The following is a 26493-nucleotide window of genomic DNA, read 5'->3' as shown; positions in this document are numbered from 1 at the left end:
AATGGCAGCCGCCGATAGCAGCTTAGAAGTAGGAGTCTATACCTCCGCAGGCTCAGTTTCGGAATCGCGCTCTCGAGCGGATTCGCGGGCTTCACGAATCTCCGCATCAATGTCCTGAATGCCGAGTTCATTCACGCGGAATTGCGCGTAGAGCGGTCCCGCAAGAAACACGGTCGAAAGCGCACCGACGAAGATACCGATGAACAATGCCAGCGAAATATCGCGCAGCGTACCCGCACCCATAATGAACGCACCGATGAACAAAATTGCGGCCACCGGGAGCAGTGCCACCACCGAGGTGTTAATCGAGCGGACCAGCGTCTGATTGATCGCGAGATTGACGAGTTCACCGAAAGTACGAGTTGATTTCGGCGAGTAATCCGCAGTGTTTTCACGGATCTTGTCGAATACCACGACCGTGTCGTAGAGGGAATAGCCGAGGATGGTCAGAAACCCGATCACCGCGGCCGGTGTCACTTCGACTCCGGTAAGGGCGTAAATACCCGCTGTGACAATCAGGTCATGGAAAAGCGTCGTGATCGCGGCCAGGGCCATCTTCCAGGTGCGGAAATAGATCGCCATGAATCCCGAGGCGAGGACGAGGAAGATACCCAGACCGATCAGCATTTGCCGCGTAATATCGGCACCCCAGGATGGACCAATCGTGGAGACGGTGACGTCTTCGACCGTCACACCGTAGGCTTCGGCAAGGTCTGCACGCAGCTGGTTATTTTGTTCTGTCGTAAGCGGGTCGGTCTGGACGCGGATTGATCCGTCACCGAGGACCTGGACGCGGCTTGCGCTTTCCGAATAAGCGGCCGCAGCATCGGATGCGAGCGGCTGTTCGGTGGTCGCGGGGTTTGCGACCTGGAATTCGGAACCGCCGGTGAACTCAATGCCGAGATTGAAGCCACCGCGAATGATCGGGACCAGGATCGATGCGAGGATCAAGACAATCGCGATACCGAACCACACCTTTCGGCGGGCTACGAATCCGAATGAGCGCTCACCGGTGTAGAGGTCGTTTCCGAGCTGTTGGAAGTTCTTCACGATTCGTCACTCTTTCCCGCGGCCGATAGTTCGGCCGCTTTACGCTCGGCAATAGATTGTCGCCGCTGCGCCTCGTGTGTGGCACCCTTCTTCTTCGCGGTCGTCGCCGTGGTCTTAAACTCACCGCGTCCGCGATACACCGCACCGAGCGCCTTCGGGTCCAGCCCCGACCAGGGGTGGCCGCCAGCGAAGAATTTCGTGGTTGCGAGCAGGCGCATGAGTGGATGCGTGAACATTGTCACGACGAAGAGGTCAATGAGGGTGGTGATTCCAAGAGTGATCGCGAAACCACGGACGTTACCGACCGCCACCATTGCGAGGACGATCGCGACGAGGAGCTGGACCGCATCTGAGGCGAGGATGGTGCGGATCGCACGGGACCAACCGTGCTCCACCGCCGTGGCAAGCGTCTTGCCTTCTCGAAGCTCATCCTTGATGCGCTCGAAGTACACGATGAAGGAGTCGGCCGTAATACCGATCGCCACGATGAGGCCTGCCACACCGGCCAAGGAGAGTCGGTATCCCTCTTGGTTGGACAGGAACGTCACCACCAAGTAGGCAACGACACCGAGGATTCCGAGGGATGCCACGGTGACCAAGCCGAGCGTGCGGTATTGGAATAGCGAGTAGATAAACACCAGCGCCATACCGATCGCGCCGGCAATCAGACCCGCTTGCAGCTGCCAGGTACCGAGGGTGGCAGAAATAGTCTGTGTGGATTGCGTCTCAAAGCTAAACGGCAACGCACCAAACTTGAGCTGGTCGGCGAGTGCCTGCGTGGATTCTTCAGTAAAGGCACCGGAGGAGTTCGTGATCTGTGCCTTACCGTCGGTAATCACGGCGTTTGCCGTTGGGGCGACGATCACAGCGTCATCCATCGTCACCGCAAATCGTGAGCGGTTCTGATCTGGCATGCCCGTGGTGGGATCCGGAGTGCTTCCGATCCCGTAAAGGCGTTCGGTGACCGCACGGAACTGCTCGGTTCCGGTGGCATCAAACTCGAGGTTCACAGCCCACTGACCGGTAGCCGCACCCTGCTGCGTGGTGACGACACCGTTGGAAGCATCCTGAATGTGGGCGCCGGTGATCTCTACCGGACCGAGAATGAACTTCTCCATGCCCGCTTCATCACAGGTAATCAGCGGTTGATCCGAAGGGGCTGGTTCTGTTCGATTGCCCATGTCTGCGCAGTTGAATGCGTAGAAATCAGCCATCGTCTGCTCAGACACCTGAATCGGGTCGGAGGGGTCGGCGGGCTCCCCCGCTGGGTCCGGACTAAATGTTGAGCCGGGCTCCAGGCCCATCATCTCGGGAGTGACTTCCTGGATCACGTCAGACGTTTCTGAGAACAGCACCGGACGGAATTCAAGCATTGCACTTGACTCGATCCGCGCCTGCGTCTCAGCATCCATCTCGCCGGGGACAGATACGACCACGTTCTGACCACCCTGGGTGGTGATCTCTGCTTCCGAAACTCCGGATGCATCCACTCGCTGTCGAATAATCGACACAGCCTGGTTCATTTGTTCGCCACTGGGCGACGCGCCTTCTGGCAGCTGTGCTTCGAGGACCACCTGCGTTCCACCCTCGAGGTCGAGCGCAAGCTTTGGTGTCCATTCACCACCTTGGAAGGCCACCGCTGCCCAGTTCAGGCCCAGGAGCGCGACAATCACGACGAGAAGCCAAATAAGTATGTTGCGACCCGATTTCACGGCCGCGGAAACGCGAGATGATTTCGCCAAACTAATACTGCCTTTCGCCCCGCGGGGCTGAAGAACTAGGCCTTGGGGCGGTCGTCGTTCGAGTTGTCGCCCTCGTCGTTGAGTTCTGTGTCGGCAGGGTCATTTGCGCTCGCGTCTTCTACCACTGCGTCATCGGCACTGGTTACGCGGTCGTCCTCATCGACGGTGTCGCCAGTCAGTGCGGATGCGTCATCGGGAACGTCGACAGTGGGTTCGACCACGTGGGCGATGGTCGCGCTGTGTACGCGCAGAACAGTTCCCGGCGAGGTCTCCAGCGTGGCGACGTTGGCGGCTTCGTCCACAGAAACCAGGGTTCCGTAGATTCCAGCCTGGGTCATGACTTCCGCGCCCGGTTGGATCTTGGAGCGCAGTTCCTGCTGCTGAGCGGTGCGCTTTTTATTGCTGCGCCACATGAACACCATCATGAGCACGAGCAGGCCGAGGGGAAGAAGGAGAGAGAGTTCCAAGAGTGGCTCCAAAAAATTGGTTACAGGTCACCGAAGTGGCAACAAAATCACGATTATAGATCAGGAAGCGGAACGCCCATATGTTCATAGGCTTCGGGGGTTGCGATACGGCCCTGTTGCGTTCGAGCCATCATGCCGATTCGCACGAGGAAAGGTTCCACCACGGCCTCTACGGTATCGGGTTCCTCGCCCACCGTCACTGCCAAAGTTCGTACCCCGACCGGGCCACCTCGAAACCGGCGGATCAGCGTGTCGAGCACGGCTCGATCCAGCCGGTCTAGCCCGCGCTCATCGACGTCGTACAGTTCGAGCGCCGCGGCGACTGCCTCATGGGACACCGTGGTGCCGTGGACGAGTGCGTAGTCGCGCACGCGTCGGAGCAATCGGTTCGCAATTCGCGGCGTGCCTCGCGAACGCCCAGCGATTTCTGCCAGTGAGCCGGGAACTGTGTCAAGCTCGAGCAGCGCAGCGGTACGGTTCAGCACCCGCTCGAGTTCCGCATCCTGGTAGAACTCAAGGTGCGCCGTGAACCCAAATCGGTCACGCAGTGGTGCGGGGAGCAACCCGGATCGCGTGGTCGCCCCCACTACGGTAAACGGTGAGAGTTCGAGCGGCACTGACTGCGCGCCTGCGCCCTTGCCCACCATGATGTCAATCCGGAAATCCTCCATCGCGAGGTAGAGCATCTCTTCGGCGGTGCGAGCCATCCGGTGGATCTCGTCAATGAACAGCACCTCGCCCGGAACCATGCTCGACAACACGGAGGCAAGATCTGCCGCGTTCTGCAGCGCAGGGCCGGAGGTGAGTCGAAGCGCTTGGCCGGTTTCCTCCGCCACGATCATCGCGAGCGTGGTCTTACCGAGTCCGGGAGGGCCTGCCAAGAGAATATGGTCGGGTGTGCGGTGCTGCATTTCCGCGGCACGCAGCAGCAGGTCAAGTTGATTTCGCACCTTCTCTTGACCAATAAAATCGTTCAGGGTGCTCGGACGAAGCGTCGATTCAAATTCGAGTTCGGTTTCGTTTTCCACCATCTCCGGCAGCCGCCACTCATCGCTCATCGACGTACCCCGCCACGTCCGAGCTCACGCAGGGAGGCGCGGAGCAATGCGGGTACGTCTGCATCCTCACCAAGTTCCTCCGCCGCAGCTTCAACTGCCTGTTGTGCGGTCTTTTGTTGGGTACCGAGTTCCACAAGCGCCTCTACAACCTGATCCACAGTGCTGACCATGGCGGCTGGAACAGCCGCCGCGGTCGAGGAACCAGGAGTTGGGGTGACAGCCGCGAGAAGCTTGCCCTTGAGCTGCACTATGATGAGTTTCGCCGTTTTCGGACCGACACCGGGAACCGGTTTGAAGGCGTTGAGATTTTCACTCTCTACCGCGTGCGCCAATTCGGCAGGTGAGAGGTGCGACAACACATTCAGGGCGGATTTTGGACCGACACCGCTCACCGTCGTGAGCTGCTCAAAAATAGTCCGCTCATCAAATGACCTGAAGCCGAAGAGAATCTGCGCATCCTCACGGACGATCATCACGGTGACCAGCGTAACTTCGCTGCCGTGTCGCAACTCAAGCAGGTGGGTGGGCGTCAGCTGCACCTCGTAGCCGACGCCCCCGACATCGATGACCGCAAATTGTGCACTGAGGTGCGTCAAGGTTCCGGTAAGCGAGGCAATCACTCGTCTACCCTAGGCGGCGGCCCCGCGACTTTGCCGCACGCTCCGCGGCGAGCCACGCTTCCTGTGCTTTGGTTGGCGCAGCCACTCGTTCGGCCGCAGCAGAGCCGTGCAGTCGTGATGCCGATCGGGCGCTCGAGACCGGAGTCTGCCATGCCGCGCAAATTGCCAGCGCGAGTGCGTCGGCGGCATCCGCTGGCTTCGGCGCCTCTTTGAGCCCCAAGAGGCGTCGCACCATCTCGCCAACCTGAGCTTTCTCGGCTCGCCCGTAGCCGGTAACGGCTGCTTTCACTTCGGAAGGAGTGTGCAGCTGCGTGGAAATGTCGCGAAGCGCTGCTTCGCGCAGGGCGATACCAGAGATCTGGGCGACGCCCATCACGGTATTGAGATTTCGTTGCTCGGCGAAGACCCGTTCGAGGGCCATCGCTCCGGGCGCGAACTCGTCCAGTACCGCTTCGAGGCCATCCCCAATGATGCGCAAGCGCTCGCTGAGTTCCTGATCAGCATGGGTTTGAATCACGGAAACGTGCACAAACCGCAGCTTCCGTCCCGCTGCAACGTCAATGATCCCGACCCCACATCGTGTGAGGCCGGGATCGATGCCGATGATGCGGCGTGCCACAGCGCTTCGGTCGTTTCTGTCGAGCCGCTAGTCGTCTGACTCGTCGAGCTTCGACTGCACCTCGGCCGGGATCTCCATGTTCGTGTAGATGTCCTGCACATCGTCGAGGTCTTCAAGTCCGTCGATCATGGCGAGCACCTTCTTCGCGGTCTCGAAATCCACGGGCACGAGTACGTTCGCAACGAACTCTGCCTCGGCTGAGTCGTAATCGATCTCAGCATCCTGGAGCGCTCCACGCACGGCGACCATGTCGCTGGCTTCGGTTCGGAGTTCAAATACTTCCTCATGTTCGAGGACCTCTTCCAGGCCGGCATCCAAACCCGCGAGCAGGATGTCATCCTCGGTCGTGTCCTTCTTGGGCACGGCGATGACGCCCTTGCGCTCGAAGTTGAAGGACACCGAACCCGGGTCGGCCATGTTGCCACCAGCGCGGTTCACCGCAAGACGGGTCTCTGCAGCAGCACGGTTCTTATTGTCAGTGAGGCATTCGATAAGCATTGCAACGCCACCCGGGGCGTAGGCCTCGTACATGATCTGGTCGTAGCTGACCGCTTCGCCGCCAATTCCAGCGCCGCGCTTGACGGCACGGTCGATATTGTCGTTCGGTACGGAGGTCTTCTTTGCCTTCTGAATCGCGTCCGCGAGTGCCGGATTGCCTTCGACGTCAGCACCGCCAGCGCGAGCTGCCACCTCGATGACCTTGATGAGCTTGGCGAACGACTTTGCACGCTTGGCGTCGATGACTGCCTTCTTGTGCTTGGTAGTCGCCCATTTGGAGTGTCCGGCCATTAGTTCCCTGCACCCTTTCGTGTCGAACTATTGCTTCGCGAAGGTACCGCGGCGTTCCATCCTAGTGCGCGTGGCTGTAGAACTGCGTGAGGACGTGCTGCAGGCCGGAGATGTCTTGCAGCACCGCAAGCTCGCGAGCCGAGTGCATTGACAGGATCGGGATGCCTACATCGACTGTCCGCATGCCGAGCCGTGTCGCCATGATCGGCCCCACCGTCGAACCACAGGGCATCGTGTTTTTCGATACGAAGGCCTGGGCCGGCACATTGGCGTCTTCGGAAAGCTGTCGCCACAGTGCTTCACCGGCACCATCGGTCACGTAACGCTGATCGGCATTGATCTTGATGATCGGCCCCAGGCCTGCGATCGGCCGCACATCATCGTCGTGCCGCTCGGGGTAGTTCGGATGCACCGCGTGGCCGACATCGCTCGAGATCACCCAACTTTGGCTCGCCGCTCGCCTCGCCTCACTCGCGGTGGCACCCAATGATTCTCGGATGCGTGCCAGCACGTCTTCGAGGAAGGGTCCACCCGCACCGGTCCTGGTGTTCGAGCCAACTTCTTCGTGGTCGAACCCGGCAAGCACGGGGATGACTCCCACGGGCTCGGATGCGATCAGCGCGCGCAGCCCCGCGTGGATGCTCACGAGGTTGTCGAGTCGGCCGGAGGCAATGAGCTCGCCATTTGTGCCGAGTTTCGAGGGTGCTTGCGAGTCGGTGAAGAAGGCGTCGAAGGCGCGGACGTCCTGCGTATCCACCCCGGCATCGAGTGCCAAAAGCTCCACGATTCCCGGCCCGTCCGCGAGCCCAATCACCGGATGTGTGTGCTGCTGGGCGTCAAGCTTGAGTCCCTCCGCGTTCACCTTGCGGTCGAGGTGCACCGCAAGTTGCGGGATGCGAGCTACGCCACCGGTCACGGCGAGTGCCTCGGTGCCATCGTTCAGGATGAGTCGGGCACCGATTCGTAGATCGCGATCCAGCCACGAGTTGAGTAGCGGTCCGCCATAGACTTCCGCGTTGAGGCTCTGCCACCCCGACCGGCTCGTGGCGGGCACCGGCTTGAGCCGGAATCCGGGCGAATCGGTGTGCCCAGCGACCACGCCAACCGGGGTGAGCGCATCCACCTGCGCCGGAATACGCCACGCGATGACGGCACCATCACGGACCACAACATAGGAACCGGGACCCTGCGGCCACGCCACGGCTTCGTCAAGCTCGGTGAACCCCGCCTCCGTCAGCTGATACGCGACTTCACGCGCCGCGTGATAGGAGGTCGGCGATGCCGAAACCAGCGCGGCTAGCTGTTCGAAGGTCGTCTCGAGCGTGCTCATATTGGGGTCCTACTCCTGTGTGTCGGTACCTGATTCCCAGTTCTTGGCGAGGAGTACTCGGAGATCTCCGAGCAGCTGCGGTATCGGCTTGGTTTTGCCAATGATCGGCATGAAGTTTGAGTCACCGAACCAGCGGGGCACAATGTGCTGATGGAAGTGCCCCGCGATTCCGGCGCCAGCCACCGATCCCTGATTCATTCCGATATTGAACCCGGCCGCATTGGTGGATCGGCGCAGCACTCCCATGGCGTGCTGCGTAAGTTTGCCGATCTCAAAGAGCTCACCGTCATTGAGACCGTCATACATTGGGACGTGGCGATACGGACATACCAGCAGGTGTCCGGAGTTGTACGGATAGAGGTTCATCACCACATAGGCCAGCTCCCCCCGAAACACAACGAGCCCATCCTCATCGGACTTTTTCGGTACTTCACAGAATGCGCACGCGGCATCAGCCTTGTCCCGTTCACCACCGTCATTGATATAGGTCATTCGGTGCGGGACCCAGGTGCGCTGCAGTTCGTCCGGAACTCCAGCAAATTCCTCGGCGGGAGTCACGCTGCCCGCATCAAATTCACCAGCGGGGAAACCGAGGAAACCCGCCATTACAGATCCTCGTCAGTGTTGACGACCTTGTGTTCGGCAATCGCTCGCTGAATGAGCTCGATCGCTTCCGCAACCGGAACGCCATTGCGCTGCGAACCATCGCGGAAGCGGAAAGACACGGCGTTATGCGAGCGGTCATCCTCACCCGCGATGAGCTGGAACGGGGTCTTTGCCTTGGTATGCGTGCGAATCTTCTTCGGCATCCGGTCATCAGAATCATCGAGCTTGGCGCGCACGCCCTTCGTCTTGAGCTGTGCGATCACACCACCCAAGTACTCCTCGTACTCCTCGGCCACGGGGATACCAACAACCTGCTCAGGCGAGAGCCAGACGGGGAACGCTCCCGCGTAGTGCTCGAGCAGAATGGCAAAGAATCGCTCAATCGAGCCAAGCAGCGCACGGTGAATCATGATTGGTTGCTTGCGGGTTCCGTCAGCCGCCGCATATTCGAGTTCGAAGAGCTCCGGCTGGTTAAAGTCAAGCTGCACGGTCGACAACTGCCAGGTGCGGCCGATCGCGTCACGTGCCTGCACCGAAATCTTCGGTCCATAGAAGGCAGCCCCAGCCGGGTCGTCAACGAGTTCAAGACCCGACTCTTCACCCACCTCGCGGAGGGTCTCCTCCGCGACGCGCCACTGCTCATCCGTACCCACCGACTTTTCCGGGTCCTGGGTGGACAGCTCGAGGTAGAAGTCGTTGAGGCCGAACGCACGCAGCGTATCGAAGACAAACTCCAGCTGTCGCTTGATCTCTGCCTTCACCTGGTCTTCGGTGACGTAGATATGCGCATCGTCCTGGGTGAGCCCGCGCACGCGAGTGAGTCCCGAGAGCGTGCCGCTCTTTTCGTAGCGGTAAACCGTACCGAACTCTGCGAGCCGCAGCGGTAGTTCGCGGTAGCTCCGTGCCCGCCCGCGGAAAATGAGGTTGTGGAACGGGCAGTTCATGGGCTTCAGGTAGTAGTCCTGGCCCGGCCTGGTGACCTTGCCCGCGTCGTCGGTGACCTCATCGAGGTGCATTGCCGGGAACATCCCGTCCTTGTACCAGTTGAGGTGCTGGCTGGTCTCGAACAGCGTGCCCTTGGTGATGTGTGGGGAATTGACCAGCTCGTAGTCGTGCGCGAGCAATTGTTCGCGCAAATACGTCTCGATCTCGTGGCGGATGATGCCGCCCTTGGGGTGGAATACGGCGAGGCCCGAGCCAATCTCATCCGGGAAAGAGAACAGATCGAGTTCTACCCCGAGCTTGCGGTGATCGCGCTTTGCCGCTTCCTCGAGTCGCGTTTTGTAGGCGACGAGTTCGTCCTTGGTCGGCCACGCCGTGCCGTAAATGCGCTGCAGCATCGGGTTCTTTTCGCTGCCGCGCCAGTAGGCGCCTGAGCTGCGGAGCAGCGACCAGCCGTTCGCGAGCAAGCGAGTGGATGGCAGGTGCGGTCCACGGCAGAGGTCGGACCAGCAGGTTTCGCCCGATTTCGCATCCACATTGTCGTAGATCGTGAGCTCGCCCTCGCCGACTTCGACATTCTCGTTGTCGGCGGATCCAGCACCGCCCTTGAGGGAGACAAGTTCAAGCTTGTACGGCTCGGCTGCGAGTTCTTCACGCGCCGCTTCGTCGCTCACCGACCGACGCGCGAAGCGCTGGCCCTGCTTGACGATGTTCTTCATTTCCTTCTCGATCGCCTTGATGTCCTCAGGCGTGAAGGGGTTCTCGACATCAAAGTCGTAGTAGAAGCCGTCCTTTATAAAGGGACCGATGCCGAGTTTTGAACCGGGGAAAAGCTTCTGGACCGCCTGGGCCGTGACGTGAGCGGCCGAGTGGCGCAGGATGTTCATGCCATCCTCGCTGTCGATAGTCACCGCTTCGGCGGTCTGCCCGGCCTCGACCTCGCGGAAGAGGTCGAGAAGTTCACCGTCCACGCGCATCGCCACCACGGCGGGGTTTTTCGGCGCCTCGGCGAAGAGGGTGAAACCGTCGGTCGTCGTCGTTGCTTCCACTCGCAGCGGTGCGGCTACTTGCTTGACGTCGATTTGGCTCACGTCGGCTCCTTGGTACATCGAGGTGGTAGTGGGTGGTGCGACTGTTTTTGTCACACAGACAGAGTCTCAGTCTAGGCGCGTTGGGTGGATGCGCGTGCTCGGGTGCTAGCCGCTGACGACCATGCCGCCCAAGGCAGCCACGTACTGATCTGGGTCGGGCGTATTAATGATCCAGTTTTCGCCGACAATCATGTGTGTCGGCATCATGAGGTCGAGTGCGCGATCAACGACTTCGTCGATTTGCGTGGTGTCGTTGTAGATCGCAATCACGACCTGGTCGCTGCAGCGTCCGGCCTGGGCGTCGTACTCACCTGGATCGATTTCTTCCCATTCTGGGCAGTCGCCACCGGCTTCAACATAGAGATCACGCAGCCCTTCAAGCGAATCGTAGCTCGTAGCTTCGCCGGTGATCGAGGGGGCGGGATCACCATCGCCACCTCCAGCGCAACCGGTAAGGGCGAGTCCCCCCACGCTCAGAGTTGCCACGGTGGTGAGGATTCTACGAGACTGCATAATTTTCACGCCTTGACCCTATCGCGCGGGGGAAGAGACCGTAACGAGTCGATGCCACGGTGAGCACACGCGTGGGTTACACCAGCGGCCACGGATAACGCCAGCCGCTTTCGTCGGTCGGCAATTCGCGCGAGGCAAAGAGATAACGTGCGCGAGCCTGCAGCGCTCGAACCTCTTTCGGGTCGAGCAGTTCCGCGACTTCGCTCGGCACGGTGTCGATAAGCTTGCCCGCTTGTTCCAAGAGTTCCGGGTCAATCGGCTCCCCCGCGAACTCCCAGATCACGGTGCGCAGTTTGAATGCCGCCGAAAAACACAGCCCGTGATCGATACCCCAGATGCGCCCATTGGTATCGCGCAAAACGTGTCCAGACTTACGATCGGTGTTGTTAGTGAGGAAGTCATATACGGCGAGTCGACGAAACTCGTCATGCAGCTCCGGCGCATCCGTATAGAGCGTGAAATAGTGTTCCTCAGGGTTCGCGTCGACAAAGAGCTGCAGCGAACCGATCCCGAATGGCGCATCCTCCCGAATGATCGTCAGCGGCACGATCCCCCACCCCAGTGCCTCACTCAGGAGGTATGCGGCACGCTCTCGCCGATATAGTCCCGGAGGAAAATCCCGCAGTGGTGCCTCACCCAACTCGGGTTTGTAAATCGCGTGGATTCGTTCGTTGCCCTGCGTCAGTTCGACGAGAAAGGTCTCATTGCTGCTGTCAACGAGTTGCCCAATGAGCGCAATCTCGCCGCATTCGAGCACTTGGGTCACGTTCACTGCGGCAAAAGTTGCGTGAGGGATGCGTCAGTGGAATTCACCGTGAGCACGATGCCCTCACCAGTCTCGGGATAGGCAACTGCCGATACCGAGCAGGGGCTCACGCTGACCCGCTGCAAGGCATCCAGTGGCGAGCCCAACGCGTCGGACAGGAAAACTCGGATCGGGTCGGCGTGCGAAAAACACACCACCGTGCCCCCAGGATGATTGGCCCGGAGCCGAGCGATCGTGTCACGCATCCGGTCCCGCTGTTCCACGAAACTCTCACCGCCTGGGAAACGAAACACGGAAGGTTCGCGTTGGACCGTCTGCCATTCGGGGAGCTTCGCGAGTTCGCTGAGTGATCGGCCAGTCCACTGGCCCACATCCGTTTCAATGAGCCCGGGTTCTTGCACGATGGGCAGGTTCAGGGCGGTCGCGGTGGGTGCCGCCGTTTCAAGAGTTCGTTCCAGCGGTGAGGAGTACAGGGCATCGACGCGCAGCTCGGCGAGGCGCTCGGCAACGCGCGCGGCCTGCGCTCGACCGTGATCTGACAGCTGCAGGCCAGGCGCGCGGCCCGGTAGCTCCTGACCGGTGGTCGGTGTGGCGCCGTGGCGAACGAGCAGGATACGGGTGGGGCGGGGTTCGGAAGTCATCGCTTCTCAGGGTAGGAGGCATACCGTGGAGATTGTGAGTGAGCAGCCTACAATTCGGACCATCGGCGAACTTCGAGCAAGCGGCCACGTCTATCGATCGCTTCGGGAAGAACTCCGCGACAATCTCCTGCGCATCCTCGGAGGTGGTGAGTCACCGTGGGCCGGGGTACACGGCTTCGAAGACACGGTGATTCCGCAATTCGAGCGCGTCCTCATTGCCGGACACGATGTCGTCCTCCTCGGTGAGCGTGGCCAGGGAAAGTCCCGCCTGCTGCGCACCCTGCCGAATCTTCTCGACGAGTGGGCACCCGCGGTCGCGGGCTCCGAGCTGAATGAGCATCCGTTTACCCCCGTCACCGACGCGACGCGCGAACGCATCGCCGAGGCAGGCGACGACCTCCCCATCGTCTGGCTGCACCGCTCGGAACGCTACGTTGAGAAGCTCTCCACACCGGACACCTCGGTGGCCGACATCATTGGCGACGTTGATCCCATGCGGGTGGCGGAAGGTCGGAGGCTCAGCGACTCCGAAACCATCCACTACGGCCTCGTGCCGCGTGCCAACCGAGGCATCGTTGCACTGAACGAGCTTCCGGACCTTCCCGAGCGGATCCAAGTGGCGCTGCTCAATGTGATGGAAGAACGCGATATCCAGATCCGCGGGTATGTGTTGCGGCTGCCGCTCGACGTGCTCGTGGTGGCGTCGGCAAACCCCGAAGACTATACGAACCGCGGCCGCATCATCACCCCGCTCAAGGACCGCTTCGGTGCCGAGATTCGCACTCACTACCCGCAATCGGTGGACGAGGAGATCGCGGTTGTGCGCCAGGAAGCGAACCTCACCGCGGAGGTTCCCGAGACCGTGCTCGAGATTCTGGCCCGCTTCACCCGCGAGTTGCGGGACTCCACCGCGGTCAATCAGGCTTCGGGAGTTTCGGCGCGATTCACGATTGCCGGTGCGGAAACGGTGGCCGCTGCGGCCCGCCGCCGCGCAACCATCCACGAGGGTGAGGACGCAGTGGCCCGCTTTGGTGATCTGCACGCTGCTGTGGAGGTGCTCCGCGGCAAGATCGAGTTCGAAGCTGGCGAAGAGGGTCGTGAGAATGAAATCCTCGAACACCTCCTGCGTATTGCCACCGTAGAAACGGTACGCGCCCACTTCCGCGGCCTTGACTTTGGGCCACTCGTGGACGCCTTTGACGGTGAGCGCACCGTATCCACCGGTGAGCGCATCACCGCAGCCGATTTTCTCGCCAATCTGCCGGAGTTGGCAGAGTCGAATCTGTACGAGGAACTCGCGGAGCGACTCGGTGCGGAATCCGACGGTGAACGTGCCCTCGCGATTGAACTCGCCCTCGAGGGTCTGTATCTCTCTCGTCGGCTCTCGAAAGATCGCGACGCGGGCGAAACCGTGTACGGCTAGGACAAAATTGTGGCTACCAGCAATCGCGACTACCGCTACGGCCGATACGAAGACGGGCCGGACCCCCTTTCGCCGCCATTCGACCTGAGTGAGGCGCTCGATGCCGTCGCGGATGACGTCATGTCCGGATACTCCCCCGAACAGGCGCTGCGCGAATATCTGCGCAATGGTGGCAGCAGCCGCACCGGACTCGACGAACTGAGCGGACTCATCCAGCAGCGCCGCCGTGATTTGCTCTCGCGGCACAGCCTCGGCCACACACTCGAAGAAGCGAAGCAGCTGCTCGATGAGGCGGTGTTGCAGGAACGTGGGCAGCTCGCCCGCGACATCGAAATGGACGATACCGATCGCGCGTTCCGGGAAATGCAACTGCAAGAGTTGCCCGCTTCGACCGCCGCGGCAGTATCGGAACTCGCGCAGTACGACTGGCAGTCTCAGGATGCGCGTCGCACCTTCGAGCGCATCCGCGATCTGCTGGGCCGCGAGCAACTCGAGGCTCGATTCGCGGGTATGAAACAGGCGCTCGAGAACGCCACCGACGAGGATCGCGCCGCCGTTACCGAGATGCTGCGCGACCTCAATGTGTTGCTGGAGAAACACGCCCGCGGTGAGGATTCGCAAGCCAACTTTGACGAGTTCATGGCAAAACATGGGGATGCCTTCCCCGAACAGCCGCGCGACATTGACGAGCTCATCGACACCCTCGCCAAACGCTCCGCCGCGGCCCAGCGGATGCTCAATTCGATGACCCCGGAGCAGCGCGAAGAACTCATGGCGTTGTCAGCGCAGGCCTTCGGCTCTCCCGAGCTGATGGCGGAATTGTCTCGGCTGGACGCCGGTCTGCAGTCGCTTCGGCCCGGTGAGGACTGGTCGGGCTCAGAGCAATTCGAAGGTGGCCAGGGGCTCGGTCTCGGTGATGGCACCGGTGTGCTGCAGGATCTCGCCGAGCTTGACCGACTTTCGGAGCAGCTTTCCGAAGCGAGCGAACGCGCTCCACTGTCGACGATCGATTTGGAGGCGCTCGCGCGCCAATTGGGTCAGGATGCGGCGATCAGCGCACGCGATCTCGCCGAAATTGAACGCGCCATGCGAAAGTCCAGCTACTTGCGTCGCGGCACGGACGGTGATCTGCGGCTTTCACCCGCCGGCATCCGGAGGCTGGGTCGGTCGCTCTTGCGGGATGCAACCAACCGACTTTCGACAAGAACCGGCCAGCACGATTCCCGGCTCGCGGGCGCCGCAGGTGAGCAAACAGGCGCAAGCCGCCCGTGGCAATTTGGCGACGCGGAACCGTGGGATGTGGGCCGAACGATCACCAATGCGATTCTCCGGGATGCCGGGGAAGGCTCGCGGCGGGCTTCGGAGCAGCCGCCGGATGCGGCCCCCGGCGACAACTCAGGTCGCGGCGTGCGCATCCGCGTCGACGACGTGGAGATCCGCGAAACTGAGGCGCGCTCGCGTGCCGCGGTAGCGCTGCTGGTCGACACGTCCTACTCCATGACGGCAGAGGGCCGCTGGCTACCCATGAAGCGCACCGCGCTGGCGCTGCACCAATTAGTCGAGACGCGGTTTCGCGGGGATGATCTGCAACTGATTTCTTTCGGCAGACTTGCGCGACAGCTTCCCGTGGAGGAGCTCACGGCGATGGCGCCGGTACACGAGCAAGGCACGAATCTGCACCACGCACTGGCGCTCGCGTCAAGGTTCTTCCGCGCCCATCCTGGGATGCAGCCGGTATTGCTGGTGGTCACCGACGGTGAGCCGACCGCACACCTGATGCCCGGTGGTGAGGCGTGGTTCTCGTGGCCACCGGCGCCAGAAACGCTCGCGGCGACCATCACCGAGCTGGACCGGATGAGTCGGCTCGGTGCGGACTCGACGTTCTTCCGACTCGGCGATGATCCAGCGCTGGCGCAGTTCATTGACGCCGTTGCCCGCCGCGTGCGTGGCACCGTCGTCGCACCGGACCCCTCAGACCTCGGCGCGGCGGTCGTCGGAGAATTCCTCCGCGCCCGCCGCGCCTCACCCTTTGACGAGGGCTGGAGTTAGCCACGTACTGACTGCTTGTGGCTTCGCTGCTGCCAAATCATGAGCACAATTGCGGTGAACACGAGGTACACCGCACCGACAATCACGAGTTCACCTGACTGAACCGGTACCGGGAAGAGGACCATGATGATGGCACTCGCAATATGTAAGCCGCCGTGTACGCCAGCAGCGACCCACATCGATCCGGTGAGCAGCACGAGCGCACCCGCAAACGCACCGAATCCAAGGGGTACGGCGAGGTAGAGGATGTGGTCGAGTACGGTTTCTTGGCCGCCGCTCGAGATGAGGTGAATCACGGTGAAGGCGAGCGAAGTCCACACCATGGTGAGCCAGGGACGGTCGCGCGTCACCGAAAACAACCAACCGCGATAGAGCAGCTCTTCGGGAATGCCCTGCAGCAGGTATGACTTCGTGATCACGATCGCGATAAGCAGCCATATCGGCGTCGGCGCAACCCCGGCATTCGCTTCGGGCAGCGCCTCAACCGCGGGTGTGGGCAGCACCAATGTCACCACGAGCGTGGCCACAGCCATCACCACAATGCTGGCGAGTGTGCCGGCGCCCAACCAGCCAATCGAGGACCATCCCCCGCGCCAGCCGGCAGCGCTGAGTGGCTTGCGTTCCACTAGGCGCATCCATCCCCACACCATGAAGACGATGGCTGCGAACACCACGATGTGGCCAGCGAGCACGATGAGCCCCTGGGGCACGCTGTTTGTTTCGAGTTGCATCGCGAGCGGCTGCACAATCACACCGACCGCGGTGGTGGCAAGCATCAACATGCCAAAGGCAGCCACGGCACGGATGAGCAGGCCCCACCATTTTGTGGACAGGCGCGGGGACTTCGGTGCCGAGGATGCGGTCGCCACTCGCGGTGTCGATTCAGTGATCTTTGCGGCGCCAAGCGAGGTCGTTGTTTTCGCGGTGTCAGCTGGGTCCTGGGTGTTGGATGTATTCGTCGTGTTCATGTCCAAAACGCTATGAGGGTGCAGGATGCCGTGACAGCAACTGCGGTCACGACAAATCTGCAATAAGTCATGGTCTCGTCTTGAAAAGTCATGACCACGGTCATGCGTTTTGGTTCCTGCCCACAGTTAGTGTTGCTGCATGCCAAGTTCCTCGACGCCCGAGCGCAAACGCGTCTTTGACCTGAAGCTCCTCGACACCCTGTTCATCCTCGCGATGATTCTGCTCACGAGTCGTTTTCCCGGGGGCACGGCGGGGCTACTGCCGTTCGCTTTTGAGGTAACGCTTATTGGTGTTGTCCTCGTTATCGGCATGTGGATCTGGTGGCGTATCCGCCGCGCAAAGGGACAGCGCTCGAGCATCCTCGCGATTGTCTTTGCCGTCCTCGCAATTTCGTTCTATCTTGTCGCGAATAACGTCTCGAGCCTCGGATTGCAGTGGATTGCCGTCCTCGTGCTAGCGCTCGAACTCGGTGTCATTGCGAGCGTCGCCTATGCCGGGGTGATTGTGGTGCTCACCCTTGGGGTGCATGTTTTCTTCGGTTCCGGTCTTTTCGCCGGCCTGTTCGAAGGCTTGGCTTCCGCAGTGTTGCTCGGCGTCGGTGTGCAATTCGCGCTACTCATCAGGCATGCAGAACGCGTGGATGCGGAACGACTGGCGGCCTTGCAGGAGCTCGAGCACGCCAACACGGAGCTCGCTCGGGCATTTGAGGAGCAGCGACTCCAGCATGGCCGCGATCAAGATCTTGTCATTGCTGAAGAGCGGGCCCGCGTAGCAACTGGGCTTCACGACGGCCTGGGCCATCGACTCACCGCAATCGGGATGAGCCTGGATTTCAGTGACCGGATGCGCGATCGAGACCCCGAACGTGCGGCGGCCGAAGTGCGTGCTGCGCGCGCGACATCCGCCGAAGCGCTCGATGAGATGCGTCGGGTGGTGCGAGCAATGCATCCGGTAAACACCGATGCTGACAATATTGCGGGCTCGCTCGAATCCGTCGCCAAGTCCTTTGGTTCCACCGGGTTGACTGTGCGATTTTCGCGAACTGGCGACGGTGAGATCAGTCCGGAAACGGGGCTTATTTTGTTGCGCTTTGCTCAAGAAGCGCTCACCAATGTCGTGCGTCACTCGGGTGCGAGCCAGGTGGAGCTCGCGTTGGCCCAAAGTGCCGCTGAGGTTGAACTCGCCGTGCGTGACGATGGCGAGAGTGCTGAGCCATTCGCGGCAGGGTTTGGAATTCGTTCCCTGCAAGAACGCGCGCAGGCCACCGGTGGAATGGTGGATGCGCAGCCGGGGCAAGGTCTGGATGGCGGCTTCGCGCTATCAATCACCTTGCCAACCACCCCGGCGCAGAAGACCGGATACGTTCATCCTGATCACTCAGAGAAAGCCGAGGCAGCATGACTGAGACCATCCGAGTGATGTTTGTCGACGATCACGAATTGCTCCGTCGTGGCCTGCAGCTCGTCTTTGAAACGATGACAGGCATCGAGGTCGTCGGCGAAGCGAGCGATGGCAACGAAGCCCTCGCACGCATCCCTGATACGAAACCCGATGTGGTGGTTTCGGATGCGCGCGATCGCACCTCGCTCGCGTTGCACCTTGCGAAAGCGCTGGGGCGCTAGCGGGAAACTGCATCGCTAGCGGGATCCGGGGATCCGGGGTCACAGGGGAAACGCAAAAGACCCCGCGAAAACGGGGCCGGTTCGGAATTTTGTTCAGTGCGCGATACTGGGATCGAACCAGTGACCTCTTCCGTGTCAGGGAAGCGCGCTACCGCTGCGCCAATCGCGCTGATCTCTCACGAGATTAGCTATTTTTGAGGTGACGACGGGATTCGAACCCGTGTAAACGGCTTTGCAGGCCGCTGCCTCGCCTCTCGGCCACGTCACCGTGTGTGGGATCTACTTCCCGTGTAACAAGGCAGGCCTTGGTCACACTCGAGCGGATGACGAGACTCGAACTCGCGACCCTAACCTTGGCAAGGTTATGCGCTACCAACTGCGCTACATCCGCGTGGCTGTTGCGATTTCCCCGGAGGGCGCCTCAGCACTTGAATTACATTAGTGCACGTCGCCGCGGAATGCCAAATTGGCTGCCAACTTTTCTTCCACACTCTCGCAGATCGGCTTGTTCGCGCCGATCTGAGACGTAACACACGGCGCGTCGTTTTCCCGTTACCTGGACGACACCGACTTTTCGCGAAAGGTTTCCACACCGTCCACGATTACCAACCTCGCCCCTAGCTGTGACAAGATAGCTTCTCACGAGCGGGCAATTAGCGTAGTGGTAGCGCGCTTCCTTCACACGGAAGAGGTCACTGGTTCGATCCCAGTATTGCCCACCACAGAAAACAGCTGGTCACACGGCGGGAGCCGACCACAGTCTCTTTGGTAATCCAATCCTCTTAGCCGCAGGCCCAGTCGAATGTTTCGGACTCAAGATCGAGCTGGCACACACCGCCGCCGAAGTTCAACATCCCGAACTCCCAGAACTCCAGGTAGTAGGGAGTCAGGTCTTCAGGCAATGCCTGGTACGGGAATGAAGTACCACCGAGGTGCCCGTCAAACTCGTGAAGTGGGTCGGCCCAGGGCTTGAAAGGTTGGGTTGGCCCTTCAAAATCATAGGGGTCCTGGTAACCATTCACCGCGGGCTCGCTCGGCGCCTTACCTGCGTTGAGGTCGTCGCGATCTGACTGATAGACCAGACCGTGCGCAACCTCACTGTCCCAGGCGTTCGGTCCCTCATCATCGTTGTGTTCACCGTCGCGGCGGACATCTTCAGGCGGGGGTGTTGGTCCGCCGCTGAGTTCCGCCTCAGTCAGCCAAATAAACGCGAACTCGCCGCCGATAATGTCTTCACGACGTTGCAGCATGGGGTGATCCTGCGCTCCAGCAAGCTGTTGAACAAATGGATCTTCAGCTTCACGTTCAAATTCTTCGGCAAACTCCCCCTCACCTTGGAAGAAGGCAATACCCGGATACTCGGCGCCTTTTCGCAGGTATTCCTCCGGCAAGCGGATAGTGAATCCATGCATCATCGGCAATCCGGTGAGTGTTCCGCGCGGCCACTGCTCCGTCGGAATAGCCGGACCGTCCGTACCGAGCCAACCGATTTCCACCGCGTCCTCGGGCTGCCCAGCCCCGGCATCAGAGGTCTGAAAATGTAGATTGTATGCGCGCATACACGCTCCTGATTCGACGATGTGTGCTGCTGTTGTGGAGCAGCCGACGGCACACTAGCAACGCAAATTAACGCAGACGTGAGTGCGACTCTCCTTAGCACCGCCGTAATTCGGCCTGGGTACTCCTCCGCGAGTTCAGGCATCACATCGCGCACGCGGTCATTTCGGTCATACGTGCGCTTAAATCCATGCAGCTCCGAGATGAGCGTGTTCCAGCGCCCTTTCGTGACGCAGATCGTGAACAGAATGAACAGCGAATACAGCCCAGTTTTCTCAACCACGATCCCGTGCTCGACGTAGACTGGCGTCATGAACTGGACCCTCGCCGAAGTGCTTGACGCCGCTCGCGCGCTTTCGCGCTCCGAGCGTGCCGAAGTCGCCCACGTACTCATCACGACGCTTGAGACAACGAACGAGACTGATGAAGGTCGCTACGCCGAACTCAAGGCAGCGGTGAACGTCGGCTTGGAACAGCTCGACAGCGGGGAAGGCATCGAGATTCCTGCAGACTCTCTCGCCGATTACATTCACAGTCTCGGCCAGATCGCGACGGAACGAGCAGCACGGCGCTCGGCGTGACCTATCGGCTTGATCTTGCCCCAGCGGCTCGTGCCGACATCATCGAAACACTCGATTGGTCGACGCAGAACTTCGGTGTGAAGGTACGCGAAGGTTACGAAGCTCTAATCATTGCCGCTCTCGGCCTGATCCGTGACGACCCAGCGGTGATTGGATCGCACGAACGTGTCGACCTCGCGGATGGCCTGCGCACGATCCATCTCCGTGCGTGCCGGAAAGTGGTCAACCCTGCTGTTCGGCGGATCGCGAGCCCCCGCCATCTCGTGGTCTACCGCGAGCGCGGAGAGGTCGTCCAGGTGGTTCGCCTGCTCCATGAATCGATGGATGCGTCGGCGATCGACTTCGCCGATTGAGTACAGGGAATAGTCACTCCGAAATCGCCCCGACAACGGATTTAGGGGCTCAGCGACACCTGCAGACCTAATCGGATGACGTAGCTCGTCGTACGCAGCCCACGCCTTCGACGGAATCGTCATCTGCACGCCCTGAATCGAATACGACAACACGTAACGACCTCGTACTCGAAGCGCGACCATCGGCAACGGAAACGAGAACACCACCTCGCCCGTGTCGATATCCGACAACAAGAACTCATCATCCGTGATCGTGCGATACCACTCGCGGCCGGTAAACGGCGCGGGCAACGACACGTGATAGCCCAGGTAGTACACCTGTCGATTGTTGACGGTGACCTCCACGATCGATTGATTCGCAGCTTGGGCCGTCTCTCGCTCCGTATGGTCAGGCAGCGGCCGCCCACTCTTCGACACCGTGACCGTCGCATGCCGCAGATCGGTCTCGTCAACGTGGCGTTGTTGACGATACTGCGACTCTCTTGCCTCCAGCACTTCAACCGCGATGGGTTCGCTGGCTGGCGTGTGCTCGAGCAACGCCCACGCTTGCGCGGGCGTGGACTGCCCCAATGCTTGATGCGGTCGACGGAGGTTGTAGTGTTCGCGATATCGCGTGATTAACGTCCGAACCTCGTCAAGTGACCCTGGCCGGTTCGCGTCCAGGAACCGCTGCAATGTTTGGTGTGACCGTTCGTTCTTCCCCTGCGTCGTCGGCGGACCTGGTCGGCCGCTGATCGGCATCGTGCCTTTCGAGTCGAGATAGATTTCGACCGCCCCGATCCCGCCACGTCGTAACTGGTGGAAGGCGTAGGAGTTGTCCGATAACAGTTCTTGCGGGGCCCCGTACCGGTTGATCGCGGTTTCGAGGACCGATTTGGCGTCGGCACTGTTCTCGTGACGGTGATGGGCCCAGCTGCCGGTATCGAACCGGGTCGCATCATCCAGCAACTGATACACCGTCACTTTCTGCCCTGTGGTGAGTCGATACTCGAATGCGTCCAGCTGCCATAACGCCATCGCGGTGGCCCGCACGAGCGGCACGTACGACGATTTCGGTCGTTTTCGTGGCGTCACCTCAACATGCCCAACCTTGGCGAGTAGCCGGGCGATCGTCGCGACTGAAGGCACGACTCCGCCAGGGAAATCGGTCTGTAAACAGGCTTCGTGGCGAACTGTTTCGGGCCCGTAGTCCCAGCCGTCGGCTTTGAGTCGTTTACGGATTTTCACGAGCGCGTTGACCACCTCCGGGCCGTACTTCCGTGTTGGTTGTTTCGGGGCCCGTGACTGCGGGTGCAGGGCCGCGGTTGAGGTGCGGGCCGCTTGGTCACGGATTTTGTAGAACACGCTGCGTGAGATCTTCTGCGCCCGGCAGAACTCGACCACCGTTAACGCGTCGGGCTGCGTGGGGTCGTAGTTGATGATCAGTGCCCTTGTTCGGGGTGTAAGCGCGTTTGACATGCGCTCAACACTGACCCAAAACTCATGCCGCTCGTGTCCTCGATGCGTTGAGACATACTGTCCACGATGTCATGACATCGTGTGTCCACGAAGCGATGAGACAGGACTTTCTAGCAAGTTGGTAGCGGTTCGTGACAGTCGTGTGCTTGCTGTCACGAACCGCCTGGTGATGCCCCGGTGGGCTATTCCCAGTAGCCGGTGGTGGCCTTTTTCTCGTTGGTACGTTGGCGGCGCATGTCCACGGTGCCGAGATCGATGCGTTTGGCGTTGTTCGCGATCCGGTTCACGATTGAGTCCGCCGCGACCCGGTCAGGCAGTACCTCGAGCCAGTACGCGGGCGAGGTTTGCGAGGCGATGACCGTGGGCGTGTGGTGTTCACGGTTCGCGAGCACGGTGAACAAGTCCGAGGCGGCGTCGGAATCGATGCCCACGGTGAGGAACTCGTCAAAGATGAGCACGTCTACATCGCTGATGTCGTTCAGCAGTTTCTGGTGCGCGATGCCGTTGCCGCGCGCGAGCACGAGTCGGCGCGCGAGGATGTCCATGCGTCAGTACCGTACGGTGAACTCGTTCTGGCAGGCCGCAATCCCGAGGGCGCAGGCGAGATACGTATTCCCGCCCCGGTTGGGGAGACGATCACTAGGTTCATGGGTTCGGCGCGCCAGTTTTGGCTGGCGTAGCGAGTGATCCGGTTGCGGGTGATGCCGCGTCCTTCCCGGTAGTCGAGTTCCGCGATCGTCGCGGTGGGTAGTGGGAAGCAGGCGCTGCGGAAGAGTTTGTCGATCCGCGCGGCGCGGCGTTCTTCGAGCGCGTCATCGACCGCGGTCAGGAAGAGTTGTTCCGGGGTGAGGGTGTCGTTGGTTTCGTCTTCCATGAGGACTAACGATAACGTTTGTGCAACCCGTTCCATTTTTGCCGCTTTGTCGGGTTAAGATCGGAAGTGCCAGAATTGATTATCAAAGGGGATATGAAAATGGCACGATTGAACCACTCGCATCCGTCGCCTCGGTACCTGAATTCGGCGTTAACAGGGATAACGCTCAATAAGGTTAGTCTAGCTCTTATTCTGGCTTTGGCAATGACTCTCACATTTGCACCCATTGCTGAGGCAGCTTCCTACACTTACGCGAACAACATAGCCACAGGCAAGCTGGTAGTTCGGGATTCCGGTTTGCGCGCTTCAGCTATCGGTGGGAAAGGACGCACGGAAATTTTCGATGGCGACGGCGGCGCGGCAACTGTTTATGTTGAGACTTACAGGGCAAATCCCGGCTATCAGACAATTGCTTTCGCATCGTCAGGAGGAAGCGTCACGTTGACTCACGCTCGAGCGACCTCCGTCCGCCAAAAGTGCTATTGGACATATGGGTGGGGCGACCTTCCGGGAAGTTTGAAACTTACTTGCTCAGTGACTTATTAATGTTGAAGATAGGAGAATTATCATGGACAAGAAATCCATCAGTATAGTTGGCGCGCTCTGTACAGGTATTGTTTTCTCATTATCGTTTCCTGTTGTGTCCACGGCGGAGTCCGCTGTCACAATAGAGGACATGATTCCTTTACTCACTCAACCCCAGACTAAAATTGATACGGTTCCGGAGTCCGTTGATCTCGAGGCACTGGGAAACATCTCAAGTGCGTCAGTGAGACTCGCCGGTGAAGACGCACTAGCCCAGTACTGGATCGGGCTTACCGAAGCGTCGGAAGTTTGCCTAATCATGCACATCCCGACCAGCGGCATATCAGCGTCAACCTGCGGTCTGGCTACTGATTTTTATAGTTCCGGCCTGGGCCTCGTCGCGGGAGAAAGCCGAGACGACCCCAGTAGCAGCGCAGAAGCGTACTTGCTGCCATTTGACATTGATTCTAGTGAAGTAGGTGCTTCTACTTCACTGTCCCGAGACCGAGGCGTCGAAGGCGTGAATCTTGTCACGGTGCCCTACCAGGCGAACGGTCTGTTTAGCGTGGATGTTGAGCGCGCTAACGGCGGTGCCGAGTTTCATTTCGATCCGATTCGCTTGGACGAGGAGTGATTACTGAAATGAACGCTTCGAAAAAGCATCTTGTTGCGGTCAGAGGCGCACTTGTTCTGGCACTTAGCGTATTGGTATTAGCGCTAACTGTTCCAATGGCTCACGCTGCCACCTTGACGTATTGGAACGGATCGGCGTCGGCGAACCAGGTCAAGTATTCTGGCATGTTGGCAAGTATTGCTGGAGGAACGTCGAAGACCGGCTTGGGCGGCGGCACCTCAACAATCATTACTTACAAGGACTATCCCGGTTACTCAGAGATCGGTCACGCCACTGGCAACAACCCACACGTTTCGCGGCTTAGACACACAGGGACTTCAAGCGTTAAGAGTAAGTGCTACTGGTATTGGGCTGGGGTGGGCGGTTCCACCACGCTAACGTGTACCGCCACCGTGTAATGCAAATCACCCTCCCACCCTCGGCCGACCGAAGTGGAGAATTGGACAGTTATGAAGGCAACAATTTGGGCAATCAATGGTCTTTTCGTAGGCATTCTTTTTGTCGCGCTAGTCGGTGTTTTGAGCGTCCAGACGATCGGCCTGAAGGCGGGCGCAATATTCAATCTCAATAACGAAATGGTCTTAATCGTGGGGCCAACTGAGCCGGTGATGCCGTTACTGGGACTGGCGGCGTTGAGCGGCCTCGTCATGTATCTGCTCACGGTGATGATGCGCAACCGTCTAAAGTCCTCGAGGGTAGTCATGACCGCGACATTCTGCTTGACAGTCACAGCCCTTGTGATTGTTGGCGTATCCCTCTCGGCTGCTCGCGGAATTGACCCAGATCTGCCGCTGGGGATTCCGACTGGAGCGAATGGCTGGCTAGAGCTGGGCGCTGTGAACCCAGCTGTACACACAGTCCTCGTCTTTGCAATTGGGTCAATATGGGCTTACCACTATCCCCATCCACCCAAAACAAAGGATGACAAGTCCGCTCCCGGAGAACAGAGTTTGTCGAAAAGCGATGCCAAGGCTGCCTCATCAGGAGCATCGTACTCGTAGCGGCTCTGAGTCGTTATCCTTACACTGATTGTCTATCCGTGCCAGCGTCATACAGGGAAGGAAAGAAATAAGTGCATTCCGAAAAAAATCGGTGCTATTGTGTCACTATTCTTCGCTGGCATCTTAATTGTTATTAGAAGATCTATTGTGACAGCGAGCATTAAAGTCAAAGAAGACAAAAAGGAGCTTCGTGATTAAGAAGAAACTAATTCGTGCCCTCGTCGCTTTCACAATGACAGTGGCAACTTTCGCCACCGCGGCCTCGGCCACTGCAAGTGAAGTTAACGTCGAGCCCGAGGTCAGCGAACTGCAGCTGTTCATGAAAAATGAGGCAGGCGAGACCGTCGAAATTGAGTGGCCGGAAATGCCCGAAATGTCAGAACCTGAAGAATCTGACGAACCACAGCCCTATCTGATTGATATCACTCAATGGTCAAGATGTTTCATCCTTAATTTTGAGAGAGACACGTTCGAGAAATTTCCTTTTCCGTTTAACGGTCAGCTTATTTACGTGCACTTGCGATGTGGCACCGGGGACCCTGATAGGCCCCATGTTGGATGGGGGTATCAGCACATCACTTACAAGCACGAAGATGACTGGCAAGCCAAACTTAATCAGATAACCCCGCCTGGTACGACGCCAGATAAGTCATGGGATGACGTAATGGCCGCAGGAATTTCCGTGGCTACTGGTGCGCCGACTGACGTCAAGCCCCGTAACAACAACGATACTTTTTGTGCAATTGGTGAGATGGGGTTCAAGATGGAAGGTCAGGGGCTGATTCAGTGGATGGGCGTTAAAGTCGCGTTCTCACAGGACGGCGATCGCGTCATTACTGCATACCCGGTTTCTCTTAATAGCGTGTGCTAGCGAAATGGTCGGGCGGGGTATTGAACGAGCGAAATAAATTCAGACTGAAGTTCTTTAATGATTTCTGTGCAGAATCGGCACTTTGGGAGATCGGCGAAGGACCGATTGCATACGAGAAGTTAAACATCTCAACTGAGTTAATTAGCGAACTCAGAATATGGTCGGATTTTTGGGTCGAGCATCGTAAAATTGATGGCTGGGATTCCTTAGAAAACGAGTCTTGGTATGTCAGTAGAGGGAAGGAGCTGCTGAATTCATTGCGCGATGAGCTCCCGACAGACTGGATTATTTACCCGCTGGATTGGAATGAATAGCACTTGTTCGGTGCTGCCCATTAAGGCT

27 protein-coding genes, 4 tRNA genes and 1 pseudogene are annotated in these 26493 nt (G+C 59.5%); 11 read left to right on the top strand and 21 right to left on the bottom strand.

The annotated features are described in order from the left end of the window. Positions 1-36 precede the first annotated feature (36 nt). The 13 genes from secF to ACTHXA_RS11015 all read right to left on the bottom strand — a co-directional run bounded on the left by secF (position 37) and on the right by ACTHXA_RS11015 (position 12234). On the bottom strand, positions 37-1053 hold the full coding sequence (secF, locus tag ACTHXA_RS11075) for a protein translocase subunit SecF (RefSeq protein ID WP_441672399.1): 1017 nt from the start codon (positions 1051-1053) through the stop codon (positions 37-39). After that, positions 1047-2792, bottom strand: coding sequence for a protein translocase subunit SecD (secD, locus tag ACTHXA_RS11070; protein ID WP_441672312.1), 1746 nt, complete (start codon positions 2790-2792; stop codon positions 1047-1049). Before secD ends, secF begins: the two co-directional genes overlap by 7 nt. A 35-nt stretch (positions 2793-2827) precedes the next feature. Beyond that, a complete protein-coding gene (yajC, locus tag ACTHXA_RS11065; RefSeq protein ID WP_441672310.1) occupies positions 2828-3259 on the bottom strand; it encodes a preprotein translocase subunit YajC in 432 nt (143 codons plus the stop codon). Positions 3260-3312: 53 nt separating this feature from the next. After that, positions 3313-4317, bottom strand: coding sequence for a Holliday junction branch migration DNA helicase RuvB (gene ruvB, locus ACTHXA_RS11060; protein WP_441672308.1), 1005 nt, complete (start codon positions 4315-4317; stop codon positions 3313-3315). Then, positions 4314-4937 (bottom strand): Holliday junction branch migration protein RuvA, encoded by a 624-nt coding sequence (gene ruvA / locus ACTHXA_RS11055; protein ID WP_441672306.1) that lies wholly within the window; start codon positions 4935-4937, stop codon positions 4314-4316. The genes ruvB and ruvA overlap by 4 nt, the downstream gene beginning before the upstream one ends. A 4-nt stretch (positions 4938-4941) precedes the next feature. Then, positions 4942-5556, bottom strand: coding sequence for a crossover junction endodeoxyribonuclease RuvC (gene ruvC, locus ACTHXA_RS11050; RefSeq protein ID WP_441672304.1), 615 nt, complete (start codon positions 5554-5556; stop codon positions 4942-4944). A gap of 27 nt (positions 5557-5583) precedes the next feature. Beyond that, positions 5584-6345, bottom strand: a complete 762-nt coding sequence (locus tag ACTHXA_RS11045; protein WP_441672302.1) for a YebC/PmpR family DNA-binding transcriptional regulator — start codon at positions 6343-6345, stop codon at positions 5584-5586. A 61-nt stretch (positions 6346-6406) separates the two neighbouring features. After that, positions 6407-7675 carry a M18 family aminopeptidase gene (locus ACTHXA_RS11040; RefSeq protein WP_441672300.1) on the bottom strand — a complete coding sequence of 423 codons (1269 nt, stop codon included), beginning with the start codon at positions 7673-7675 and terminating at the stop codon, positions 6407-6409. Between the two features lie 9 nt (positions 7676-7684). Then, the gene (locus tag ACTHXA_RS11035) at positions 7685-8281 is read right to left on the bottom strand and encodes an HIT family protein (protein ID WP_441672298.1); all 597 of its coding nucleotides are present in this window, start codon (positions 8279-8281) and stop codon (positions 7685-7687) included. Next, the gene (gene thrS / locus ACTHXA_RS11030) at positions 8281-10332 is read right to left on the bottom strand and encodes a threonine--tRNA ligase (RefSeq protein WP_441672397.1); all 2052 of its coding nucleotides are present in this window, start codon (positions 10330-10332) and stop codon (positions 8281-8283) included. The genes ACTHXA_RS11035 and thrS overlap by 1 nt, the downstream gene beginning before the upstream one ends. Before the next feature lie 87 nt (positions 10333-10419). Continuing rightward, positions 10420-10827 carry a hypothetical protein gene (locus tag ACTHXA_RS11025; protein ID WP_441672296.1) on the bottom strand — a complete coding sequence of 136 codons (408 nt, stop codon included), beginning with the start codon at positions 10825-10827 and terminating at the stop codon, positions 10420-10422. 76 nt (positions 10828-10903) lie between these two features. Continuing rightward, complete coding sequence (locus ACTHXA_RS11020) at positions 10904-11599, bottom strand: SCO1664 family protein (protein WP_441672294.1); 696 nt, start codon at positions 11597-11599, stop codon at positions 10904-10906. Continuing rightward, positions 11596-12234 carry a histidine phosphatase family protein gene (locus tag ACTHXA_RS11015; protein ID WP_441672292.1) on the bottom strand — a complete coding sequence of 213 codons (639 nt, stop codon included), beginning with the start codon at positions 12232-12234 and terminating at the stop codon, positions 11596-11598. Before ACTHXA_RS11015 ends, ACTHXA_RS11020 begins: the two co-directional genes overlap by 4 nt. Positions 12235-12268: 34 nt before the next feature. Here ACTHXA_RS11015 and ACTHXA_RS11010 point away from each other — a divergent pair, with 34 nt between their 5' ends. Both ACTHXA_RS11010 and ACTHXA_RS11005 read left to right on the top strand, forming a co-directional pair. Further along, positions 12269-13657, top strand: coding sequence for an AAA family ATPase (locus ACTHXA_RS11010; RefSeq protein WP_441672290.1), 1389 nt, complete (start codon positions 12269-12271; stop codon positions 13655-13657). A 9-nt stretch (positions 13658-13666) separates the two neighbouring features. Further along, positions 13667-15706 carry a hypothetical protein gene (locus tag ACTHXA_RS11005; RefSeq protein ID WP_441672288.1) on the top strand — a complete coding sequence of 680 codons (2040 nt, stop codon included), beginning with the start codon at positions 13667-13669 and terminating at the stop codon, positions 15704-15706. On the opposite strand, the gene ACTHXA_RS11000 is transcribed toward ACTHXA_RS11005, so the two are convergent. Further along, positions 15703-16674, bottom strand: a complete 972-nt coding sequence (locus ACTHXA_RS11000) for a CPBP family intramembrane glutamic endopeptidase (protein ID WP_441672286.1) — start codon at positions 16672-16674, stop codon at positions 15703-15705. The genes ACTHXA_RS11005 and ACTHXA_RS11000 overlap by 4 nt on opposite strands. Before the next feature lie 139 nt (positions 16675-16813). On the opposite strand from ACTHXA_RS11000, the gene ACTHXA_RS10995 reads away from it, so the two are divergent. Both ACTHXA_RS10995 and ACTHXA_RS10990 read left to right on the top strand, forming a co-directional pair. Beyond that, positions 16814-18076, top strand: a complete 1263-nt coding sequence (locus tag ACTHXA_RS10995; RefSeq protein WP_441672284.1) for a sensor histidine kinase — start codon at positions 16814-16816, stop codon at positions 18074-18076. Further along, entirely contained in the window at positions 18073-18297 is a 225-nt protein-coding gene (locus ACTHXA_RS10990) for a response regulator transcription factor (RefSeq protein ID WP_441672282.1), read from the top strand. The genes ACTHXA_RS10995 and ACTHXA_RS10990 overlap by 4 nt, the downstream gene beginning before the upstream one ends. A gap of 97 nt (positions 18298-18394) precedes the next feature. Here the strand turns inward: ACTHXA_RS10990 and ACTHXA_RS10985 are convergent. The 3 genes from ACTHXA_RS10985 to ACTHXA_RS10975 form a co-directional block, all read right to left on the bottom strand. Then, positions 18395-18466: transfer RNA gene (locus ACTHXA_RS10985), tRNA-Val, on the bottom strand. Between the two features lie 28 nt (positions 18467-18494). Further along, positions 18495-18565: transfer RNA gene (locus tag ACTHXA_RS10980), tRNA-Cys, on the bottom strand. A gap of 50 nt (positions 18566-18615) precedes the next feature. Next, positions 18616-18688, bottom strand: a tRNA-Gly gene (locus ACTHXA_RS10975). A gap of 256 nt (positions 18689-18944) precedes the next feature. On the opposite strand from ACTHXA_RS10975, the gene ACTHXA_RS10970 reads away from it, so the two are divergent. Further along, a tRNA-Val gene (locus ACTHXA_RS10970) sits at positions 18945-19019 on the top strand. A gap of 60 nt (positions 19020-19079) precedes the next feature. On the opposite strand, the gene ACTHXA_RS10965 is transcribed toward ACTHXA_RS10970, so the two are convergent. Then, positions 19080-19856 (bottom strand): hypothetical protein, encoded by a 777-nt coding sequence (locus ACTHXA_RS10965; RefSeq protein WP_441672281.1) that lies wholly within the window; start codon positions 19854-19856, stop codon positions 19080-19082. A 309-nt stretch (positions 19857-20165) separates the two neighbouring features. Between ACTHXA_RS10965 and ACTHXA_RS10960 the strand changes: the two genes are divergently transcribed. Together ACTHXA_RS10960 and ACTHXA_RS10955 are read left to right on the top strand one after the other, a co-directional pair. Further along, complete coding sequence (locus ACTHXA_RS10960; RefSeq protein WP_441672279.1) at positions 20166-20435, top strand: hypothetical protein; 270 nt, start codon at positions 20166-20168, stop codon at positions 20433-20435. Next, positions 20432-20788 (top strand): type II toxin-antitoxin system RelE/ParE family toxin, encoded by a 357-nt coding sequence (locus ACTHXA_RS10955; protein ID WP_441672277.1) that lies wholly within the window; start codon positions 20432-20434, stop codon positions 20786-20788. The genes ACTHXA_RS10960 and ACTHXA_RS10955 overlap by 4 nt, the downstream gene beginning before the upstream one ends. Before the next feature lie 96 nt (positions 20789-20884). Here ACTHXA_RS10955 and ACTHXA_RS10950 read toward each other — a convergent pair. From ACTHXA_RS10950 to ACTHXA_RS10940, 3 genes and pseudogenes are all read right to left on the bottom strand, one after another. Next, positions 20885-22246, bottom strand: a pseudogene (locus ACTHXA_RS10950) (integrase core domain-containing protein); the annotation flags it as partial. Between the two features lie 182 nt (positions 22247-22428). Beyond that, positions 22429-22791: an ATP-binding protein gene (locus ACTHXA_RS10945; RefSeq protein WP_441672275.1), complete on the bottom strand. Its 363-nt coding sequence runs from the start codon at positions 22789-22791 to the stop codon at positions 22429-22431. Continuing rightward, a complete protein-coding gene (locus ACTHXA_RS10940; protein WP_441672273.1) occupies positions 22725-23120 on the bottom strand; it encodes an ATP-binding protein in 396 nt (131 codons plus the stop codon). Before ACTHXA_RS10940 ends, ACTHXA_RS10945 begins: the two co-directional genes overlap by 67 nt. Before the next feature lie 568 nt (positions 23121-23688). On the opposite strand from ACTHXA_RS10940, the gene ACTHXA_RS10935 reads away from it, so the two are divergent. From ACTHXA_RS10935 to ACTHXA_RS10920, 4 genes are all read left to right on the top strand, one after another. Further along, a complete protein-coding gene (locus ACTHXA_RS10935) occupies positions 23689-24279 on the top strand; it encodes a hypothetical protein (RefSeq protein ID WP_441672271.1) in 591 nt (196 codons plus the stop codon). Positions 24280-24728: 449 nt separating this feature from the next. Continuing rightward, entirely contained in the window at positions 24729-25280 is a 552-nt protein-coding gene (locus tag ACTHXA_RS10930; protein ID WP_441672269.1) for a hypothetical protein, read from the top strand. 190 nt (positions 25281-25470) lie between these two features. Next, positions 25471-26151, top strand: coding sequence for a hypothetical protein (locus ACTHXA_RS10925; protein WP_441672267.1), 681 nt, complete (start codon positions 25471-25473; stop codon positions 26149-26151). A 20-nt stretch (positions 26152-26171) separates the two neighbouring features. Further along, positions 26172-26465, top strand: coding sequence for a hypothetical protein (locus ACTHXA_RS10920; protein WP_441672265.1), 294 nt, complete (start codon positions 26172-26174; stop codon positions 26463-26465). Positions 26466-26493 lie beyond the last annotated feature (28 nt).

This window comes from Gulosibacter sp. (assembly GCF_052090685.1).
Classification (GTDB): Bacteria; Actinomycetota; Actinomycetes; order Actinomycetales; family Microbacteriaceae; genus Gulosibacter.
This window is presented reverse-complemented; position numbering and strand designations above follow the sequence as displayed.

Coding starts and splice junctions, on each gene's coding strand:
- ruvB (WP_441672308.1), bottom strand. CDS start 4,317: ATGAGCGATGAGTGGCGGCTGCCGGAGATGGTGGAAAACGAAACCGAA.
- ACTHXA_RS11045 (WP_441672302.1), bottom strand. CDS start 6,345: ATGGCCGGACACTCCAAATGGGCGACTACCAAGCACAAGAAGGCAGTC.
- ACTHXA_RS11040 (WP_441672300.1), bottom strand. CDS start 7,675: ATGAGCACGCTCGAGACGACCTTCGAACAGCTAGCCGCGCTGGTTTCG.
- ACTHXA_RS11035 (WP_441672298.1), bottom strand. CDS start 8,281: ATGGCGGGTTTCCTCGGTTTCCCCGCTGGTGAATTTGATGCGGGCAGC.
- thrS (WP_441672397.1), bottom strand. CDS start 10,332: ATGTACCAAGGAGCCGACGTGAGCCAAATCGACGTCAAGCAAGTAGCC.
- ACTHXA_RS11025 (WP_441672296.1), bottom strand. CDS start 10,827: ATGCAGTCTCGTAGAATCCTCACCACCGTGGCAACTCTGAGCGTGGGG.
- ACTHXA_RS11015 (WP_441672292.1), bottom strand. CDS start 12,234: ATGACTTCCGAACCCCGCCCCACCCGTATCCTGCTCGTTCGCCACGGC.
- ACTHXA_RS11000 (WP_441672286.1), bottom strand. CDS start 16,674: ATGAACACGACGAATACATCCAACACCCAGGACCCAGCTGACACCGCG.
- ACTHXA_RS10995 (WP_441672284.1), top strand. CDS start 16,814: ATGCCAAGTTCCTCGACGCCCGAGCGCAAACGCGTCTTTGACCTGAAG.
- ACTHXA_RS10990 (WP_441672282.1), top strand. CDS start 18,073: ATGACTGAGACCATCCGAGTGATGTTTGTCGACGATCACGAATTGCTC.
- ACTHXA_RS10965 (WP_441672281.1), bottom strand. CDS start 19,856: ATGCGCGCATACAATCTACATTTTCAGACCTCTGATGCCGGGGCTGGG.
- ACTHXA_RS10960 (WP_441672279.1), top strand. CDS start 20,166: ATGAACTGGACCCTCGCCGAAGTGCTTGACGCCGCTCGCGCGCTTTCG.
- ACTHXA_RS10945 (WP_441672275.1), bottom strand. CDS start 22,791: ATGGACATCCTCGCGCGCCGACTCGTGCTCGCGCGCGGCAACGGCATC.
- ACTHXA_RS10940 (WP_441672273.1), bottom strand. CDS start 23,120: ATGGAAGACGAAACCAACGACACCCTCACCCCGGAACAACTCTTCCTG.
- ACTHXA_RS10935 (WP_441672271.1), top strand. CDS start 23,689: ATGGACAAGAAATCCATCAGTATAGTTGGCGCGCTCTGTACAGGTATT.
- ACTHXA_RS10930 (WP_441672269.1), top strand. CDS start 24,729: ATGAAGGCAACAATTTGGGCAATCAATGGTCTTTTCGTAGGCATTCTT.